The organism is Kribbella sp. NPDC031520 (genome assembly GCF_055580825.1).
Genome location: NZ_JBVIKS010000006.1, coordinates 625,624 through 643,529, shown reverse-complemented (window position 1 = coordinate 643,529; position 17,906 = coordinate 625,624). Strand labels below are relative to the sequence as shown.

Below are 17,906 nucleotides of genomic sequence, written 5' to 3'. Positions count from 1 at the left end.
GTCTGGGACGCGGCCGGCAGCTGGAGCGCGGTGACCGTCGATCGTGGAGACGAGCGCGGCAAGGCGGAGATCGGTCGGCGATGCGAGCACTGCGGTCGGAGCGGGCACCGGGATCGTCGGTGCCGCAGTCGGCGAAGGTGGCGGCGAAGGACAGGCAGGCACCTCGTCGTCACTCCACGGCTCATGCGGGACCAGCGGTGGCGGGCTCGTACGTGGCGTACGCAGGTCGTCGTCGCCCCACGACTCGCACGGAACCAGCGGCCGTCGGCTCGTACGTGGCGCAGGCAGGTCGTCGTCCGATCAGCCAGCCGACGCGGCCGGCGTAGGCAGCTCGTCATCGCCCCACGGGTCGAGCGGGATCAGCGGTCGTCGGCTGGTTCGCAGTGCAGGCACCTCGTCGTCACCCCACGGCTCATGCGAGACCAGCGGTCGTGGGCTCGTACGTCGCGTACGCAAGTCGTCGTCCGATGTGGCTGTCGATGCGGGCGGCGCGGCCAACTCCTCCTCACCCCACGGATCGTCCGGGACCAGTGCTGGCGGGCTGGTGGACGGAGTAGGCACCTTGTCGTCGCCCCAGGGGTCGTGCGGGACAAGGGGTTGTGGGCTGGAGCGTGACGTCGGCACGTCGGCGTCACGCGGAGGGTGTGGGGGCGGCGGTGGGTTGGTGCGTGGGTTGGGTTGGTCGTCGTCCCAGGGGTTTATCGGGGTAAGTGGGGTGTGGACGATTTCTGCGGTGGGTGGTTGGTATTTGCCGGGTGGGATGTGGCTGGGGTTGGTCCAGGTGGGGCGGGTGACTTGGACGACGCCGTTGAGGATGCGGATCTGCCAGTGGCCGTCATGGACGGCTATGTGGTCGCGTTTGCAGAGCAGGGCCAGGTTGGTGATGGCGGTGGGGCCGCCGTCGGCCCAGTGGATGATGTGGTGGGCTTCGGTGCGGGCGGGTGGCGCTCCGCAGATGATGCAGCCTTTGTCGCGGGCGTTGAGGGCGCGGCGCATGGGGCGGGTGACGAGGCGTTGGGTGGTGCCGACGTCGAGGGGTTGTGACTTCGTGCCGAGGACGATGGGGAGTATTTCGGCGTCGCAGGCGAGCCGGCGGACGGTCGCGGCGGACAGGTCGTCGCCGAAGACCAGCGCCCCGGTTCCGTGGCCGCCGGCGTGGCTGGTCACGTTGGCGGTGGCGTTTGTGGTTGCGGCGATGAGGTCGTTGTAGTTGATGGTGACGCTGATGTGGGGCTTCGGGCCGTGGCCGGGTATGACGTCGTTGCGGGGATTCCAGTGGGCTCTTTCGGGCGCGTTGTTGTGGGCGTCCTCGACTGCGCCTGCAGGTGAACCTGGGTCGGTCCCGGTGGGTTGTTCGGGTCCACCTGGTTGGGCTGATCGGCTGGGCGGGAACGGTAGTACGTCGCAATAGCTGGAGGAGCAGGCTGTGCGAGTCTCGGTTGCGGCCGCGAGTCCGGCTTCGTCGCCATTCCCGTCCTGAGCCGTGTGGCCGGTCGTGTGGGTGATGGTCGTGCTCGTGGCGGTGGTGGGTGTACGGCCCGCGGGCGTCGGGGCGGATTGGCCCGAGGTGTTGAGGATGGTGGTCAGGGCGTCGGCTTGGCGTTTGGTGAGGGGGCGGGGGTCGAGTTCGCCGTCGAAGGTTTTGTGGGGACGGGCGTGGGCGTGGATCAGGGTGCGGAGGAGTTCGGCGTTCTCGTTGGCGAGGTAGCCGTGGAACTTCACGCCGCGGTCGGCGTTCTGGAGGCTGAGGGACTCGCGGTCGTAGGCGGCTTTCTCGTCGGGTTCGGGGCCGTCGGGGTCGAGGATGTCGCGGATCCGGCGCCCGGCGCGGCGCAGTTGTGCCGGGGTGTGGGTGGCGGCCAGACCGATCAGCTCCCGCTCCGCGACAGCGAGGTCTGCTGCCGGGACGGTGTTCGGGACCTGGTCGAGGACCGAGACGATCGCCGCCGCCTGGGCAGGGCTCACCCGCCAGCCACGGCCCGCAGCATCCGCGCCACCGGCATCCCCGGTATCGGCATCCCCGGTATCGGCACCGTCGTCGGCGTCATCCGCGGCACTGGCACCGGCATCCGTGTCGGTGGCACATGCATCAGGGGGATCGGCGGCGGGCTCGTCGGCGATGGCGTGCGCGGGGTTCTGGAATGGGACAGCCGGGTCGGGAAGGGCCGCGCCGGTGACCGTGTACGTCGTCAGGCGGTTGGCGAGGCGGACCTCTCGGCGGGCGTCTTTCAGGTCCAGGCGGTACCGGTCCGACAACAAGCGGGCGGTGTCGGTGGCACCCAGTTCCTTGGCGTTGCCGGTGGAGTCCAGCGAGGTCGTCAGTTGCCAGATCAGGGTCTGCATCCGGGCGTGCTCGGCGACGGCCGCATCGAGAGCCGACAACTTTTCGCTGTCGCTCATCGACCAGACGGGTCGTGCGCCGAGGATCTCCATGCCCACAACTCTAGACACGCCCTCCGACAGTTTTCCAACGCCAGAAGCCCTTGTTTTCAAGGATATCCAGAACAACCAGTTATCCACAGGCCGGTCCCGCTGTCCACAGCGGACCAGACGGTTGCCAATAGCAACAGCTCTCCAATGCGTGGCGGCGACCCCGCACGGACCCGCACAGTTGACGGCAGAAGACAAGCCCAGGTGGGCCGGATTTGATCGGTTATCACCTGATAAGAGGAGTGTTGCGGGCTCCAAGTCTTGTTCGCGCTCGCGGCCGCAGCCAAGCTCGGGGATGACGACGGGCGTCGCGCTGCGCTGGCCGCCGTGCCGCTGGTGGCGCGTACCGGTACGCACCTGTTCACGTTCGCGGGCTACCTGGAGCAATTTTGGTGGTGGGGTCGTGGTACGCGCCGCGCGATCGGCAACTGGTACGTCGGACCCAGTGTCGACGCGCTCGCCTACCAGGTGCTCAAGTACCGTCAGCGCAACGGCTGGTCGCACGCGGACCTGCTCCGGCTCTCGCACCCCAGGACGACGGAGCCCGTACGGCGTGAGCTCTTCGACTGGATCCATGGCCGACCCAACGACCTGTCGGCGCTCCCGCTCGTTGCGGCGTTCGAGCGGATCCAGGCCGCGACCGATGTCACCGCGGTCGCCGAGGTGATCGCGCTCAACCGGGCACTCCGCTCGGAGATGATCCCCGACCAGTTTCCTGAACGAGCCGCAGATCTGGGAAGCCCTGCTCGCCAACGGCCTCCCGCAGACCGCGCTGCTCCGGCAACTCCCCCGCCTCACCCCGGCTGGGCCTGTTGGAGCCGCTCGGCCCGTGGACACGGATCGTCGCGGACCAGCTCAGCGATCCTGCCCGGCTGCGGAAGGCATGCGTGCACCCGGTCGGCGTGCTCGTTGCCCAGCGCACCTATCCCGGCGGTCACGGTGCTCGTGGTGCCCAGACCTGGACGCCGTCGAGTCCGATCGTGGACGCGCTCGACGCCACGTTCTACAACGCGTAGGACGCGGTCGAGCCGACCGGCAAAGCGGACCCTGCTCGCGCTGGACGTGTCCGGCTCGATGGGCTCACCGGTGTCGGGTCTGCCGATCAGCTGCCGTGAGGCATCGGCGGCGCTCGCGCTCGTCACGGCCGCGACCGCGGCGTCGTACGAGATCGTTGGTTCACCAGCAAGCGGACGTTCAGCGACACCGAGCTCACGCGGCTCGCGATCAGTCCGCGGCAGCGGCTGGACGATGCGATCCGCACGGTGTCCGAACTGTCGTTCGGTGCAACGGACTGTGCGCTGCCGATGCTGTACGCGACCCGGCGGAAGCTGGCGATCGACACGCTCGTCATCTACACCGACACCGAGACCTGGTACGGCGATGTTCACCCGCACGACGCCCTGCGGCAGTACCGCCGGGTGATGGGGATCGACGCCCGGCTGATCGTGGTCGCGATGACTGCGAACGGCCGGACGATCGCCGACCCGTCCGATCCGGGGATGCTGGACGTGTCCGGTTTCGACAGCGCCGTACCCAGGCTGATCGCCGACTTCGCCCGCTGAGCCGGCGGGCGCGCTGCGCCACGCGCCCGCCGGCCGCTCAGTGACAGTGCTCGTCGTGCGGCGGCGGTACGGCGCGGCCGGCCGGTTTCTCCCAGGGCTCCTGGCGACCGAGGGCGGTGAGGTCCAGGGCGGTGACGGTGAAGGTCATTGCGTCGGGACCGCGTCCGTACGTCGAGTACGTGTGGTAGATCTGCTCGTCCACGCGCAGGAAGCAGCTCAGGCCGTGCAGGTCGAACGGCTGTTCCTGCTGGACGAAGTCGGCGTTCGGCCGCTTGTCCCACTCGGCCTTCGAGCGGTAGTTGTACTCGAACGGTACGACGGACTCGTCCAAGGTCACGTGGTAGTCGTAGTTGAAGTCGCTCTCGCTCGACGAGTACCACGGGTACTCCCACCCGCGGTCGGCCTTGTACGCGGCGAGCTTCTCGTACGGCGCTCGCGAGATCAGTGCGAACGTGGTGTCGGCCTCGCCCATGTATCGCGTCGACCCGATCTCGTCGACGAACCCGGTGCAGTTCGGGCAGGCAGCGTCCCACTCCGGCGGGTACATGATGTGGTACACGACCAGCTGATGCCTCCCCTCGAACATGTCCACCAGCTCGACCGGCCCGTCCGCGCCGGTGAACGCGTACGGCTTGTCCACCAGCACCATCGGCAACTCCCGCCGCCGCGAGTTCAACGCGTCCCGCTGCTTCGTGAACTCCTTCTCCGCAGCCAGCAACTCCCGCCGCGCCACCAGCCACTCGTCCCGCCCAACCACATCCGGCAAACCCATCCCAGTCCTCCTCAGTCAGAACTAACACCCGATACGTCGGAGCCGTCCCCCAAGGTTCGACATCGCCGTACCATCGAGGACGTGGCAACCGAGGAACTGCCGCGGCTGATCCTCCAGGAGCGCCCGGCCAAGAACCTGGCGGCCCGCCTCGAAGGAACGTTGACGGTGGACGAGGTGTCGAACTGTGTAGGCGTCATGTCAGGCGGGCGTCTCGTCGAGGTCGCCTGGCCGCCGGGCTGCACGGTGGCCCGACGTGATGCGTCGGTCGCGGTGCTCGACGGCAACGGCCGGACGGTGGGCGTCATGGGCGCTGTGGTGGTGCTGGGCGGCGGGCATGCGGGACCGGAGCGCGCGAAGGCCACCTCACCGACGGGCCGGGCAAGAGTGTTCGCAGTCGCGGGCGAGTGGGGACTTCGGACCGGATCTGTCCGAGGCTGAATGTTGGTCCTCGGGTGGACCCGATCGGAGTGAGAAGGTTGGGGTATGCGGAGGCGGGTGCGTACTGGGGTCGTGATCCTGCTGCTGATCTTGTTGCTGGGTGGGGCCGGGTATGTGGGCTGGGTGCTGGTGCAGCGGTCCGAGCCGGTTTCGTTGCCGGAGACGACCGGTGGGTTTCAGGTCGGGCGGCGGACGTTCGAGTGGACGGACGCGCGGCGCCGTGATCCGTACGCGGACGGTCCGCGCCGGCTCGCCGTCTGGGTCTGGTATCCGGTGGCGAAGACGACCACCGGCCAGCACGTGCAGTACGCGCCCGACGACTGGAACGGGCTGCACCTGAAGGCCCCGATCTCGGTCCTCCAGGGCCCGTTCGACACCCTCCAGGACCGCGCCCTCGACCGGGTCGCGATCGCGCCGGGCAAGTTCCCGGTCGTCGTACTGATGCCGGGCATGGGCCTGTCCGCCCCGATGTACGCCGCCCTCGCCGAGGACCTCGCCAGTCACGGCTACTTGGTCGCCGGCGTCACCCCGACGTACAGCGCGAACCTGACCGTGCTCGGCGGTCAGGTCGTGACGAGCAAGCCCGAGGCGAACCCGTCGAACCTCGGCGACAGCAGCGAGAGCTCGCAGCAGGTCGGTGACCATCTCGTCGGCGTCTGGGCCGCCGACGCCCGGTTCGCGGCCGGCATGGTCGCGAAGGAGCTGCCGAACTCGGTCGAGCCCGCGGTCGGTCCGGCGTACGTCGGCCACTCGTTCGGCGGCGCCGCGTCGCTGGAGGCCTGCCGTCTGGACGCACGCTGCGCGGGCGCGGTCGACCTGGACGGCAGCCAGTTCGGCGAGGTGGTGAAGAAGGGCGTGAAGGCACCGATCATGCTGCTCGGCGCCGACAACTCCTGTATCACCAGCGTCTGCGGCCCTGACGCCAAGGACGACACCGACCGCGACCGCGCCCTGTCGTTGCTGAAGGCAAGTACCGGTACGTCGTGGTGCGCCACGATCCCCGGCACCCGCCACTTCAACTTCACCGACTACGGCGTGTACTACCTCGCCTATCCGCTCCGGAGGTTCCTGCCGCTCGGCAGCGTCGACCCGCGGCACGCCCTGACCGTCACGAACGGCTACCTCAACACCTTCCTCTCCCACGTGATCTACAAGACTGCAGCACCCGGCGCACCGATGTGCAAGAGCTAGAGATCCAGCTCGTACGTCTGTCCCATCAGACGATCGCCCCACATCTCGTGTACTTCGGAACCCGTCAGCCGGAAGCCTCGCGACAGGTAGACGTGCCGCGCCGCGACCAGTGGATCGTTCGTCCACAGCACCATCCGCTTGTACCCGGCCGACCGTGCGAACTCCAGGCACGTGTCCACCAGCTCCGCACCGAGCCGCAGCCCGCGCGCCGCCGGCGTCACGAGCAGCAGCCGTAGCTGCGCCGTCGTCTCGTCCGGCCCCCGTACGCAGAAGATGCTCCCGGCCCGTTCCCCGTCGACCTCGGCGATCCAGGCGGCCTCGCGCTCGTCGTCGTGGTCGGTCGCGTACTGCGCCACGATCTGCGCGATCAGCGTCTCGTACGCAACGGCCCAGCCGTACTCCTGTGCATAGATCTCCGCGTGCGACTGCACGACCCAGCCGAGGTCTCCGGGCTGCCCCAGCTTCCTGATCAGTTTCGTCATCAACCCTACCCGATCTACTGACACGACTGTTTCAGTGAGCAATACTAGCCTTGTGCCGACCACAACGGAAGCTCCTCCTTCCGCGCGCAAGCAAGAACTGCTCGAGCGCGCGTACTCCTATTCGCTCACCCACGGGCTGGCCGACCTGTCGCTGCGCCCGCTGGCGAGCGCGATCGGCTCCAGCCCGCGCGTCCTGCTGTTCCTGTTCGGCAGCAAGGACGGCCTGATCCGGGCCCTGCTCGCCCGAGGTCGCGCCGAGCAGCTCGAACTCCTCCGCCAGACCGAGCAGCGGTACGACAACCCGCCCGGGCTGACCGTGATCGCCCGGGAACTGTGGATCTGGCTGGCCGCACCCGAACGCCGCCCGCTGATGACGTTCTGGGTCGAGGCGTACGGCCGCTCCCTGGTCGCACCCGGCGGACCGTGGGCAGACTTCGCCCGCTCGACCGTCGACGACTGGCTCGAACTCCTCAAGGCCAGCGAACCCGGCCAGACCGAGGCCCGCCGCACCGCCGTACTGGCCATGCTCCGCGGCGCCCTGATCGACCTGCTCGCGACAGGTGATCTGGAACGGACGACCGCCGCGGTCGAGGACTACCTAGCCAACTAATTCGAAGGCCACGGTCCGTTTGGCGATGTCGGCCTCGACGAGTTTGACGCGGACCTGCCGGCCGAGCGGGAGTGCCGTACCGGTGACGCGGCCCTCGATCGCGAGCGTGCTGAGCGCGACGATGCCGCGGTTGCGGTCCTTCTCGTCGACGTCGGTGATGACGCCGTCGAACGAGGCGCCGACGTGGTCCGCGACCAGGCCCGCTTCGACCATGCTGACGATCGACCGTTCGTACGCGTGTGCGCGCCGGTCGGCGTCGTCCATGATCTTCGGGATCTCCTCGATCGACTCGCGGACCCAGGCCGGTACCTCGACGTCGGCCGACAGCGCGACGCAGATCTCCCCGGCCCAGCGGTCCACCAGCCGGCGCAACGGCGCGGTGACGTGTGCGTACTCCGCCTTCATCGCGGCGTGCTGCGGCTTGTCCGGGACGGTGCCGTCGAAGGCGGTGTAGCCGGCGCCGCGGAACAGCACCGTGCAGGCCGCCAGCATCGCCGCGTGCGCGGGTACCTTCGGGTCGAGCCCGTGGATGAACTCGGCGTACGACAGGTCCGCGGGCCAGTCGATCCCGAGTGCCTTCGCGGTGTTGCCGAGTTTGCGGCGCAGGTCGTCGTGGGACTCGGGCAGCGTGCGCAGGATGCCGATCTTCCCTTTCATCATCAGCTGCGCGGCGGCCATCCCGGTGAGCAGCGAGATCTGCGCGTTCCAGCCCTCGACCGGCAGCGGCGCGCGGAACTCCAGTCCCCAGCCGCCGTCGGAGGTGACGACCTCCTGGTCCGGGATCGGCAGGTTCACGCCGCCGCGTTCGAGCTCACGCTGCTCGCGGAGCTGCCCGACCTCGCCGAGCAGTTGCAGCGACTCCGACGCCGTACCCGCGTCGAGGTCCTGCTGTACGCCCGCATAGTTGAGCTTCGCCCGCGACTTGACCCGCGCCCGTTGGCAGCTGACCCCGGTGATCTCCCCAGTCGCGTCGAGGGTGACGGTCCACAGCAGTGCGGGACGGACCTGGTCGGGTAGCAACGATGCGGCGCCCTCGGACAGCTCCGGCGGGTGCAGCGGGGTCCGCTTGTCCGGCGCGTACAACGTCTCGCCCCGGCGCCGCGCCTCGGTGTCGATCGGGTCGCCGGCCTGGACGTACGCCGCCACGTCCGCGATCGCGTAGTACACCGTGAAGCCGGTACCGTTGCCGCTGCCGTTGCGCTCGATGTGCAACGCCTGGTCGAGGTCCATCGAGTCCGGCGGGTCGATCGTGACGAACTCGAGGTCGGTCCGGTCCAGCTCCGGCAGCCGCGGGTTCTGGGCAGCCCGCACCGCCGCGGCGGTCACCTCCGGCGGGAACTCCGCCGGCACCTCCTGCTCCCGGCGGATGTCCTGCAACGACGCCCGGAAGACCTCCGGCACACCCTCGGCGAATCGAACCCTCTGCAGCGGCATGGGGTCAGACTAGCTGTGGCACCACATTGAAAGAGCGGAGCGACGCCAGGCCGTCGGCGTACCAGTGGGCTTCGGTGATGGTCGCCGGGCGGAGTTCCATCCGGAAGATGGAGGACATCGGGGCCTGGAGCACCGATCGGACCATCAGCTTGATCGGGGTGACGTGGGTGACCACGACGACCGTCTTGCCCGGGTGCCGCGCGAGCAGACCGTCGCGGGCCGCGCGGGCCCGCCGGGCGCACGCGTCGAACGACTCACCGCCGGGCGGTGCGACCGTCGTCGACTCCATCCAGGCGTTCAGCGCGTCCGGCCACTTCTCCTGCACCTCGGCGAACGTGTGCCCGTCCCAGTCGCCGAACGAACACTCGATCCAGCCGTCGTCGACGACGACGTCCAGCCCGAGCTCGGCCCCGACCACGGCCGCCGTCTCCTGTGCCCGCCGCATCGGAGACGTCACGATTGCGTCGATCCCGCCCAGCCGAGCCAGGTACGCCGCGGCAGCCGCCGCCTGCGCCCGGCCGTTCTCGCTCAGCGACGGGTCGTCGCCGCCGGAACCGGAGAACCGCTTTTCCGCGGTGTGCGGCGTCTCGCCGTGCCGCAGGAAGATCAGGTGCGTCGGCGGTTCCGCGGGGCCACCCCAACCACGCATCGCCTTCTGCTGATCGGTCGGCTGGGCGACCGGCTGCGCCGCGGGCACCTGCGCATCGGCCGGCTGCAGCGGGATCGGTACGCCGTCGAGCGCGTTGTTCGCCAGCGCATCCGCCGCGGCGTTCTGTGCGCGCGGCACCCACGTCCACTCGGTCCCGAACGGCGCGAGACCCTGAGCCTTGATCGCCAGCGGCTGCAGGTCCGGGTGCTTGATCTTCCACCGCCCGGCCATCTGCTCGATGACCAGCTTGGAGTCCATCCGTACTTCGATCGACGCGTCCGGCGCGTACTCTGCGGCGAGCTCGAGCCCCGCGATCAGGCCTGAGTACTCCGCGACGTTGTTGGTGGCGATCCCGATCGTCTTGCCCTGCTGGACGATGACCTTCCCGGTCACCGGATCCCGGACGAGGGCACCGTACGACGCCGGCCCCGGGTTCCCCCGCGATCCACCGTCAGCCTCGACGATGACGTGCTGATAGGTCATACCGCGCTGTCCGCCGTCCGGACCAGGATGCGGCCGCACTCCTCACACCGCAGTACCGCATCTGGTGCCGCGGCCTTGATCGCGTTCAGGTCGGACGGTGCGAGCTCCATCCGGCAGCCCATGCAGCGCTTGCCGACCAGCGGCGCGGCGCCGATGCCGCCGTTGTGTTCACGGAGCCGCTGGTACTGCGCGATCAGCCCCTCGGGCAACTCCGCCACGACCACGGCGCGCTTGTCCGCGAGCCCGGTGCGCTGCTCGTCGAGCTCCTTGATCGCGGCGTCGCGAGAGGTCTCCAGCTCGGTCTGCCGGCCGGCGAAGGCCTCGGCGCGAGCGCGCAGGTCGGCCTGCACGACCTCGGCGGCCTCGAGCTTCTCCATCACCTCGAGCTCGTTGTCCTCCAGGTCGGAGATCCGCCGGTCCAGCGAGCCGATCTCGTGCTGCAGGTTCTCCAGGTCGCGGGGTGAGGTGACCTGACCGGAGTCGAGCCGCTGCTGGTTCCGCGTCCGGCGCTGCCGGACCTGCTCGACATCGGTGTCGGCCTTCTTCTGCTCACGCTGCAGGTCGCTGACCTCGGTGTCGGCGGTGACCAGTTCGCGGTCGACCACGGACTTCTCGGCGGCCAGTTCCTTGAGCGCCTGGTGCTCCGGCAGCGACGCGCGCTTGTGCGCGACCTGATCGAGCTGCAGGTCGAGATCCTGCAGGTCCAGCAGCCGGCGTTGGACGGCGGGCTCGGCGTTCAGAGTCGGCTCCTTCACTCAGATCCGCAGCGTCCAGGCGTCCGTGCAGAGTGTTGAGATGTGAGTGTCCACGGTACTGCCTCGGGCCGCGAGACCTTCGAGCAGGAGGCGTTCCGCATCCTGCAGCCACGGCCATTCGCTGGCCCAGTGCGCCACGTCGACGAGCGCGGGGTCGCCGTACGCCTGTGCCTCGGTCGCCGGGTGGTGCCGCAGGTCGGCGGTCAGGTACGCGTCGACGCCGGCCGCGCGGACCCGGGCGAACTCGGAATCGCCCGCTCCCCCGACCACCGCGACGGTCCCGATCATCCGGTCCAGGTCACCGGCCACCCGCACCCCGTGCTCGGTCCGCGGCAGACTCTCCGCGACCAGCCGCGCGAACTCTCGGAGCGGCAACGGTTCCTCGAGTACGCCGACCCGCCCGCCGCCCCGCTCGCTCGGCGCGGGCGCCAGCTCGTAGATGTCGTACGCCGGTTCCTCGTAGGAATGAGCCGCGACCAGTGCCTCGACGACCGCGCGGCGCCGGCTCCGCGGGAGGATCATCTCGAGCCGGTTCTCCGGTACGACCTCGATGTCGCCGACGGTGCCGATCGTCGGGTTCGCGCCCGGCAGCGGGCGGAACGTGCCCTCACCGGTACCGCTCCAGGCGGCCCGTTCGTACTCGCCGATCCGGCCGGCGCCGGCCTTCGACAGTGTGTCGAGCATCGCCTGCGTCTCCGCGACCGGTACGAACACGACGACCTTGTCCATCGGCTCGGCCGGCATCGCCTTCAGCGGGCGGGTGTCGCGCAGCCCGATCGCGGCGGCGAGCGCGTCGCTCACACCCGGGTTCGCGTTGTCGGCGTTCGTGTGACAGACATGTAAAGCGACACCGGCGCGAATCAGGTCGGTAATCACCCGGCCCTTGGGCGTCGTCGCGGCGACGCTGTTCACGCCGCGCAGCAACAGCGGATGGTGCGTGACCAGCAGGTCGAACCCACCGGCGATCGCCTCGTCGACCACGGCCCGCATCGGATCCACGGCGAACAGCACCCGCCGTACCTCTTGCTCCGGGTCGCCGGTCACCAGACCGACGGCGTCCCACTCCTCCGCCCAGGCGGGGTCGTAGAGCCGATCGAGGACCGCGAGCACATCGCCTAGCGTCGTCACGACGCTTATCCTGACATTCCCTGCCAGCGCATGGATCGTGACGGGGGCAACCGCCCGGTGCCCCCGCCACGACCATGTCCGCCGGTACCGGTGTACGCGTGCTGGTGCGGCCGCCCCGCCGCATCCACCACAACACCCGCACCGGCGGGTACGCCCCGGTCACACAGGGGGAGGACCGTCTCGGGACGGCCGACCGGGGCGCGTTCGGTGGGCCTGGCTCAGATCAGCCAGGCCGTGGTGTCGCTCGGTAGCTTGTCGCCCTCGAGCGGCCCGCTGGACAGGACCACTGCGGCGTCGGGCAGCTCGACAGGGGCCGCGCCGAAGTTCGTCACGGACTGCCAGCCGCCGGAGCGGACGAAGTGCAGTACGTCCTCGGTGCCGTTGATCCAGGTCAGCGCGCTGCCGGTGCGGAGCCCACGCCGTACCGCAAGGGCCTTGCGGTACAGGCTGAGCGTCGACTCGGCGTCGTCCTGCTGCGCCTCGACCGAGTACGCCCCGAACCACTTCGGCTGCAGCAGGTGCGACCCGCCGGTACCGAAGCCGAACGACAGCCCGCCGACCGTCCACGGGATCGGGACGCGGCAACCGTCGCGGCCCTTCTCGGCACCCTTCGACCGGAAGTACGCCGGGTCCTGCAGGTTCGCGGCCGGCAGCTCGCCGACCTCCTGCAGCCCGAGCTCCTCACCTTGGTACAGGTACGCCGATCCCGGCAACGCGAGCATCAGCAGCGTCGCGGCGCGCGCCCGGCGCAGGCCGAGCGCGACGTCGACGGTCGGCTCGGTGCCGTTGCTGAGCAGCCAGTCCTTACCGTCCTGCCAGCCGCCCTTCGGGTTCTTCGGCAGGCCGTACCGGGTGGCGTGCCGGACGACGTCGTGGTTCGAGAACACCCAGGTGGACGACGACCCGTTCTGCTCGGCGAACGCCAGGTTCTCCTCGATCACCTTGCGGAACTTCTCGTACTCGAAGTCGGCCTGCAGCAGGTCGAAGTTGAACGCCTGGCCGAGCCCGTCGGCACTCGCGTACCGGTGCCGGCGGGCGGCCGGTACGAACGCCTCCGCGACCGCGGACCGCGGCGGGTCGTAGCTGTTCAGCAGCTTGCGCCAGTCCTGGTAGATCTCGTGCACGCCGTCCTGGTCCCAGAGCGGGTGCTTGCCGTACGACTCGGACTGCCGCGGCAGCGTGGCCTTCGACGGGAACGGCTCCGACAGGTCCTTCACCAGCGCGTGCGCGACGTCGACGCGGAAGCCGTCCACCCCGCGGTCCGACCAGAACTTCAGCGTCTCCAGGAAGTCCGCGCGGACCTCGGGGTGCTGCCAATTCAGGTCGGGCTGCTCGGCGGCGAACATGTGCAGGTACCACTGGCCGTCGTCGGTCTGCGCCCAGGCGGAGCCGCCGAACACCGAGTCCCAGTCCGACGGCGGCTGGTCGGGGGCGCCGTCCTTGCCGTCGCGGAAGATGTACCGGTCCCGGGCCGGGTGTCCCTTGGCCGCCTCCAGCGCCTCGACGAACCACTCGTGCCGGTCGGAGGTGTGGTTCGGGACGATGTCGACGATCAGCTTGATGCCCTCGGCGTGCAGCGCCTCGACCAGCTGGTCGAAGTCCGCCAGGGTGCCGAGCCGCGGGTCGACGTTGCGGTAGTCGTCGACGTCGTACCCGCCGTCGGCCAGCGCGGACGGGTAGAACGGGCTGAGCCAGACCGCGTCGATCCCCAGCGCCACCAGGTACGGGACTCGACTGATGATGCCCGGCAGGTCACCGACGCCGTCGCCGTTGGAGTCGGCGAAGCTGCGCGGATAGATCTGGTAGACGACGGCCTGCCGCCACCAGTCGGGGTCGGTCGTCTGCGGACTCGTCACGATCGCCTCACTCGGAATCTGCCGGTAACCCGGGGTTTATATATAGGCTCTAAATTTAGAATCTGCATGTATTCTGCGGTGGAAGAACGACGAGGTCAAGAGGCTTTCATGGCGAAACCACCGACTACCCCGCCGACGGCCACGCCGACGATGTTGCGCCGGGTGAACGCGAGCAAGGTGCTCGGCGTGCTGACCCGCGCCCGGGTGATGACAGGAACCGGCCTGATCGAGGCCACCGGTCTCACCCGCGCCACCGTGCACGCGGTCTGCAACGACCTGATCTCGATGGGCTGGGTGGTCGAGCTCGACCCGGGACGGACGTCGGTCGGGCGGCCGTCGCGGCGGTTCGAGTTCAACAGCCACGCGGGGTACGTGCTCGGCATCGACATCGGCGCGGCCCGGACGACCGTACTGGTCTCGGACCTGCGCGGCGAGACGGTCGCGAAGGCCGGCCGGTCGGTGGCCGGAGCGAGGACGCCCGGCGAGCGGACCGAGCTCGTCCACGAGACGGTGGTCGAGGCGCTGGCGTCCGCGGGGGTGTCGGACGCCCAGGTCCTCGCGGCCGGCGCCGGGGTCGCGGCTCCGGTCGACCGCGGCGGCAACCTGCTGGTCGACGACGAGTTCTGGCGGCGCTTCGACACCGGGTTGTCCGCGCGGCTGACCGAGCTGCACGGCTGGCCGGTGCTGCTCGAGAACGACGCGAACCTCGCGACGCTCGGCGAGCACTGGCGCGGCGAGGCGCGCAACGTCGACGATCTCGTCGTCCTGCTGGCCGGCGAGCGGTTCGGATCCGGGCTGATGGACTCCGGCCGGCTGTTGCACGGCAGTCGCGGCGGGGCCGGTGAGATGGTCTTCCTGAAGCTCGTCGAGGGCGTTGGAGACACCCACGGTATTGCCCGGATCGCGCGCGAGGACGGGACCGCGGCGGTCGCCGACGAGGGCGTGGAGACGTCACTGCGGGAGCTGGCCGGCGACGGTGAGGTGACTGCGGAACAGGTGTTCCGGGCGGCCGCGGCCGGCGATAAGGTTGCCCAGGGCATCCTTCACGGCATCGCCGACCGGACCGCCCGGGTGATCGCCACCCTCGGCACGCTGTTCAACCCGGAGCTCGTCGTCATCGGCGGCGCGGTCGCGCAGGCGGCCGGCGCCCTGCTCCCCGACATCGAGGAGCAACTCCCCCGCTACACCAGTACGCCCCTCCGGGTCGCCGTCTCCTCCCTGGGCGACGCGATCGTCTCGGTCGGCGCCGTCCGGCACGCCCTGAACTACGTCGAGCTACACGCCCTCGACCTCGAACTCAGCTGCCGCCCCACCTGACCTTCCTGCAGCTCGACAGGACGTATACGTCCACTACGCCTGCCCGCCCGCCCAGCTGCGCGTGGCCGGGAGCGTAGTGGCTGTATACGTCCTGTCGACCTGCAGCTCTCAGCGGGTCAGCTGCTTGGCGACGGCTTCCAGGACGACCAGGTTGCGGCCGGAGGTGGTTGCGGACGGGACACCGGCGGGGACGAGGGCCTGGTCCTCGGGGATGCCGGTGCAGAGTACGAAGACGTTGTCGGGGTGACCTTCGATCAGGTGGTTCAGCGCCGCGCGCATCCACGGTGTCCGGCCGGCGTCCTGGACGGCGATCACCAGCGGCCGGCCCTGCGCCGCCTTCGCCGCCTGGGCGATCGCGTCGTTCCGCGGCTCGCCGTTGTCGGTCAGGTGGTGCTCACCGCGCAGTACGACCCCGTCCGCCTGCGGCGCGACCCGCGTGAAGATCTCCGGAAGCCCTGAGAAATAAGGGTTCCACGCCGGGTGCAGCCCCTGCGTGAGATCGACGACGTACGGCGCCCCGCCTAGCGCCGGGAACGTCTGCCCGGCCACCACCCGCGCGGCCACCTCGCGGATCGGAGCACCGTCGAGACCCGGCTGCCGCGTGCGCTGCCCGAGCGAGGCGGCGAGCGTACGGACCCGGGCCGCGGCGTCGGCGACCCGTTCGGCCGGGAGCGTGCCGCTCCGGACGGCGTCGACCACGCGGTCGGTCAGCGCCTGCGCGTCCGCCGTACCGACCGCGATCATCGCCAGGTCCGCACCGGCGCCGATCGACGCGACCGCAGCGTCCTCGATCGAGCGGTTCTTGGTGATCGCTTGCATCTCCAGCGCGTCGGTGGTGATGACGCCGGTGAAGCCGAGCTCCTCGCGCAGCAGCCCGGTGAGGATCCGGTGCGACAGCGTTGCGGGCCGGTCGTCGTACGCGGAGAAGATGATGTGCGCGCTCATCACGACGTCGGCGCCCGCGGCGATGGTCGCGCGGAACGGCGCCAGCTCGACCGCCTGTACCTCCTCGATCGAGCGGTCAACCCGCGGCAGGTCGGTGTGCGAGTCGACGGAGACGTCACCGTGGCCCGGGAAGTGCTTCGGGCAGGCGGCGATCCCGGCGTCGTGGACACCCTCGACGAACGCGACACCGTGCCGGGAGACGACGTCCGCCGTACGGCCGAACGAGCGGGTGGAGATGATCGGGTTCGCCGGGTTGCTGTTCACGTCGACCGACGGCGCGAGCATCAGGTCGATACCGAGCGAGGCCAGGGTCGCGGCCGCGTCCCGGGCGGCGGCACGGGTCAGCTCGACGTCGTCCAGGTCACCCAGCAGTCGCGGCGACGCCAGCGGCCACGGGTTCGCCGGGGCGAGGTGGCTGAACTCGCCGCCCTCGTGGTCGATCGCCACGATCAGATCCGGGCGCTCGGCCCGGAGCGCGGCGGTCAGGGCGGCGACCTGTTCGGCGTCCGCGACGTTCCGGGTGAACAGGATGACGGCCCCGAGGCCGCCGGCCACCGCGCGGCGCAGGTCGTCAGGAGCCGTCGTCCCGGTGAAGCCGACGACCAGCGATCCGGCCGCGTCACGATCCAGTTGAGCACTCATCCCCCAACCCTCTCGCAGCCCGGGCGGCCCGCGCCAGCCAATCACGCAGCGCTGACGATTATCGGCCTGGACGCCCTCCCAGGGGCATCGTTGTCAGGCGCTGACACGACCGTTAGCGGCCATCTTCCTGCGGGTTTTCCGCGATTACCATCAATACCCCTGTCTGTTCGGCCCGACTACAGATAACGTTGTCTCTCGACCTTGACCGCCCTGACGGGGGGACGATGAGCGACGACACCGTAGACGACACGGGGGACGGCACAGCCGCGGCGCGGGAGTCCGTGCTGGGAATCGACATCGGCGGCACCAAGATGGCCGCCGCTCTGGTGTCCGCGGACGGCACGATTCTCACCGGCGACCGGATCCGGACCCCGTCCGGCGGCGCCGGCCAGGTGTTCGCCGCGCTCGCTGAGCTGATCGCCCGCGTCCGCGGCCAGGCTCCCGAGCTCACGCCGCTCGCCGTCGGGATCGGCTCGGCCGGTCCGCTCGACCAGAAGCACGGTCTGGTGTCGCCGGTGAACATCCCGGGCTGGCGCAACTTCCCGCTCGTCGACCGGGTCCGGGAGCTCACCGGCGACGTACCGGTCGCGCTCGCCCTGGACGGGCACTGTTTCGCGCTCGGCGAGTTCTGGAGCGGTGCCGGCCGGGGCGCCCACACCCTGCTCGGGATCGTCGTGTCGACCGGCGTCGGCGGCGGTCTGGTCGTCGACCGCAAGCCCTTGATCGGGCAGTCCGGGAACGCGGCCCACATCGGTCACGTCGTCGTCGACCAGGACGGCGAGGCGTGCGCCTGCGGTTCGTACGGGTGCGTCGAGGCGTACGCGAGCGGTCCGCGGATGGTTGCCCGGGCGCAGCGCAGCGGCTGGCGGGCGGACGAGGACGTGGACGCCGAGGTACTGGCCGCTGACGCCGCGGCCGGGGACGAGCTCGCGCTGGCCGCGTTCGACCACGGCGCGCAGGCGCTGGCCGCGGGGATCGTGGCGACGGCGGTCACCGTCGACCTGACCACGGTCGTGATCGGCGGCGGTGTCGCGAAGGCCGGGCCGGTGCTGTTCGACCCGGTCCAGGCGTGGGTCAAGCGGCTGGCGCAGCTGCCGTTCGTGACGGAGCTGACCGTCGAACCCGCTCAGCTCGACAACGCCGGGCTGCTCGGTGCCGCGCATCAGGCCTGGTCCACTATTTCCTGATCTGCACGTTGTGCTTTCGCGGTAA

The 17,906-nt window shown here is 69.9% G+C and carries 16 protein-coding genes and 2 pseudogenes; 9 read left to right on the top strand and 9 right to left on the bottom strand.

Annotation, left to right across the window (positions count from 1 at the left end; translation table 11 throughout):
* Nucleotides 1–300: 300 nt before the first annotated feature.
* Complete coding sequence (locus ACZ5BU_RS32000; protein WP_465704164.1) at nt 301–2,433, bottom strand: HNH endonuclease signature motif containing protein; 2,133 nt, start codon at nt 2,431–2,433, stop codon at nt 301–303.
* Nucleotides 2,434–2,691: 258 nt separating this feature from the next.
* On the opposite strand from ACZ5BU_RS32000, the pseudogene ACZ5BU_RS31995 reads away from it, so the two are divergent.
* The 4 genes and pseudogenes from ACZ5BU_RS31995 to ACZ5BU_RS31980 all read left to right on the top strand — a co-directional run.
* Nucleotides 2,692–2,973: pseudogene (locus tag ACZ5BU_RS31995) on the top strand (TROVE domain-containing protein); the annotation flags it as partial.
* Nucleotides 2,974–3,242: 269 nt separating this feature from the next.
* Nucleotides 3,243–3,446 (top strand): hypothetical protein, encoded by a 204-nt coding sequence (locus ACZ5BU_RS31990; RefSeq protein WP_465704267.1) that lies wholly within the window; start codon nt 3,243–3,245, stop codon nt 3,444–3,446.
* A pseudogene (locus tag ACZ5BU_RS31985) lies at nt 3,370–3,594 on the top strand (hypothetical protein); the annotation flags it as partial. The gene ACZ5BU_RS31990 and the pseudogene ACZ5BU_RS31985, both read left to right, overlap by 77 nt.
* Nucleotides 3,549–3,992, top strand: coding sequence for a hypothetical protein (locus ACZ5BU_RS31980; protein WP_465704262.1), 444 nt, complete (start codon nt 3,549–3,551; stop codon nt 3,990–3,992). The pseudogene ACZ5BU_RS31985 and the gene ACZ5BU_RS31980, both read left to right, overlap by 46 nt.
* 37 nt (nt 3,993–4,029) lie before the next feature.
* Here ACZ5BU_RS31980 and ACZ5BU_RS31975 read toward each other — a convergent pair whose 3' ends face one another.
* Nucleotides 4,030–4,764: a DUF899 domain-containing protein gene (locus ACZ5BU_RS31975; RefSeq protein ID WP_465704163.1), complete on the bottom strand. Its 735-nt coding sequence runs from the start codon at nt 4,762–4,764 to the stop codon at nt 4,030–4,032.
* 81 nt (nt 4,765–4,845) lie between these two features.
* Between ACZ5BU_RS31975 and ACZ5BU_RS31970 the strand changes: the two genes are divergently transcribed.
* Together ACZ5BU_RS31970 and ACZ5BU_RS31965 are read left to right on the top strand one after the other, a co-directional pair.
* On the top strand, nt 4,846–5,202 hold the full coding sequence (locus ACZ5BU_RS31970) for a hypothetical protein (RefSeq protein WP_465704162.1): 357 nt from the start codon (nt 4,846–4,848) through the stop codon (nt 5,200–5,202).
* 45 nt (nt 5,203–5,247) lie between these two features.
* Nucleotides 5,248–6,393: an alpha/beta hydrolase gene (locus ACZ5BU_RS31965; protein ID WP_465704161.1), complete on the top strand. Its 1,146-nt coding sequence runs from the start codon at nt 5,248–5,250 to the stop codon at nt 6,391–6,393.
* On the opposite strand, the gene ACZ5BU_RS31960 is transcribed toward ACZ5BU_RS31965, so the two are convergent.
* Nucleotides 6,390–6,875, bottom strand: a complete 486-nt coding sequence (locus ACZ5BU_RS31960) for a GNAT family N-acetyltransferase (protein WP_465704160.1) — start codon at nt 6,873–6,875, stop codon at nt 6,390–6,392. The genes ACZ5BU_RS31965 and ACZ5BU_RS31960 overlap by 4 nt on opposite strands.
* A 52-nt stretch (nt 6,876–6,927) precedes the next feature.
* Between ACZ5BU_RS31960 and ACZ5BU_RS31955 the strand changes: the two genes are divergently transcribed.
* Nucleotides 6,928–7,485 carry a TetR/AcrR family transcriptional regulator gene (locus ACZ5BU_RS31955; RefSeq protein WP_465704159.1) on the top strand — a complete coding sequence of 186 codons (558 nt, stop codon included), beginning with the start codon at nt 6,928–6,930 and terminating at the stop codon, nt 7,483–7,485.
* Here ACZ5BU_RS31955 and ACZ5BU_RS31950 read toward each other — a convergent pair.
* From ACZ5BU_RS31950 to ACZ5BU_RS31930, 5 genes are all read right to left on the bottom strand, one after another.
* The gene (locus ACZ5BU_RS31950; RefSeq protein ID WP_465704158.1) at nt 7,474–8,919 is read right to left on the bottom strand and encodes an RNB domain-containing ribonuclease; all 1,446 of its coding nucleotides are present in this window, start codon (nt 8,917–8,919) and stop codon (nt 7,474–7,476) included. The genes ACZ5BU_RS31955 and ACZ5BU_RS31950 overlap by 12 nt on opposite strands.
* A gap of 4 nt (nt 8,920–8,923) precedes the next feature.
* The gene (locus ACZ5BU_RS31945; protein ID WP_465704157.1) at nt 8,924–10,051 is read right to left on the bottom strand and encodes a bifunctional RNase H/acid phosphatase; all 1,128 of its coding nucleotides are present in this window, start codon (nt 10,049–10,051) and stop codon (nt 8,924–8,926) included.
* Nucleotides 10,048–10,806: a zinc ribbon domain-containing protein gene (locus tag ACZ5BU_RS31940; RefSeq protein WP_465704156.1), complete on the bottom strand. Its 759-nt coding sequence runs from the start codon at nt 10,804–10,806 to the stop codon at nt 10,048–10,050. The genes ACZ5BU_RS31945 and ACZ5BU_RS31940 overlap by 4 nt, the downstream gene beginning before the upstream one ends.
* On the bottom strand, nt 10,807–11,934 hold the full coding sequence (locus ACZ5BU_RS31935; RefSeq protein ID WP_465704155.1) for a Nif3-like dinuclear metal center hexameric protein: 1,128 nt from the start codon (nt 11,932–11,934) through the stop codon (nt 10,807–10,809). It abuts the gene before it with no gap.
* 218 nt (nt 11,935–12,152) lie between these two features.
* Nucleotides 12,153–13,790, bottom strand: a complete 1,638-nt coding sequence (locus ACZ5BU_RS31930; RefSeq protein WP_465704154.1) for a glycoside hydrolase family 13 protein — start codon at nt 13,788–13,790, stop codon at nt 12,153–12,155.
* Between the two features lie 108 nt (nt 13,791–13,898).
* Between ACZ5BU_RS31930 and ACZ5BU_RS31925 the strand changes: the two genes are divergently transcribed.
* Nucleotides 13,899–15,107 carry an ROK family protein gene (locus tag ACZ5BU_RS31925; protein ID WP_465704153.1) on the top strand — a complete coding sequence of 403 codons (1,209 nt, stop codon included), beginning with the start codon at nt 13,899–13,901 and terminating at the stop codon, nt 15,105–15,107.
* 108 nt (nt 15,108–15,215) lie between these two features.
* Here ACZ5BU_RS31925 and nagZ read toward each other — a convergent pair whose 3' ends face one another.
* The gene (gene nagZ / locus ACZ5BU_RS31920) at nt 15,216–16,694 is read right to left on the bottom strand and encodes a beta-N-acetylhexosaminidase (protein ID WP_465704152.1); all 1,479 of its coding nucleotides are present in this window, start codon (nt 16,692–16,694) and stop codon (nt 15,216–15,218) included.
* Between the two features lie 224 nt (nt 16,695–16,918).
* Between nagZ and ACZ5BU_RS31915 the strand changes: the two genes are divergently transcribed.
* Nucleotides 16,919–17,881: an ROK family protein gene (locus ACZ5BU_RS31915; protein WP_465704151.1), complete on the top strand. Its 963-nt coding sequence runs from the start codon at nt 16,919–16,921 to the stop codon at nt 17,879–17,881.
* Nucleotides 17,882–17,906: the final 25 nt, after the last annotated feature.

Coding starts and splice junctions, on each gene's coding strand:
- ACZ5BU_RS32000 (WP_465704164.1), bottom strand. CDS start 2,433: ATGGAGATCCTCGGCGCACGACCCGTCTGGTCGATGAGCGACAGCGAA.
- ACZ5BU_RS31975 (WP_465704163.1), bottom strand. CDS start 4,764: ATGGGTTTGCCGGATGTGGTTGGGCGGGACGAGTGGCTGGTGGCGCGG.
- ACZ5BU_RS31965 (WP_465704161.1), top strand. CDS start 5,248: ATGCGGAGGCGGGTGCGTACTGGGGTCGTGATCCTGCTGCTGATCTTG.
- ACZ5BU_RS31960 (WP_465704160.1), bottom strand. CDS start 6,875: ATGACGAAACTGATCAGGAAGCTGGGGCAGCCCGGAGACCTCGGCTGG.
- ACZ5BU_RS31950 (WP_465704158.1), bottom strand. CDS start 8,919: ATGCCGCTGCAGAGGGTTCGATTCGCCGAGGGTGTGCCGGAGGTCTTC.
- ACZ5BU_RS31945 (WP_465704157.1), bottom strand. CDS start 10,051: ATGACCTATCAGCACGTCATCGTCGAGGCTGACGGTGGATCGCGGGGG.
- ACZ5BU_RS31925 (WP_465704153.1), top strand. CDS start 13,899: ATGGCGAAACCACCGACTACCCCGCCGACGGCCACGCCGACGATGTTG.
- nagZ (WP_465704152.1), bottom strand. CDS start 16,694: ATGAGTGCTCAACTGGATCGTGACGCGGCCGGATCGCTGGTCGTCGGC.
- ACZ5BU_RS31915 (WP_465704151.1), top strand. CDS start 16,919: ATGAGCGACGACACCGTAGACGACACGGGGGACGGCACAGCCGCGGCG.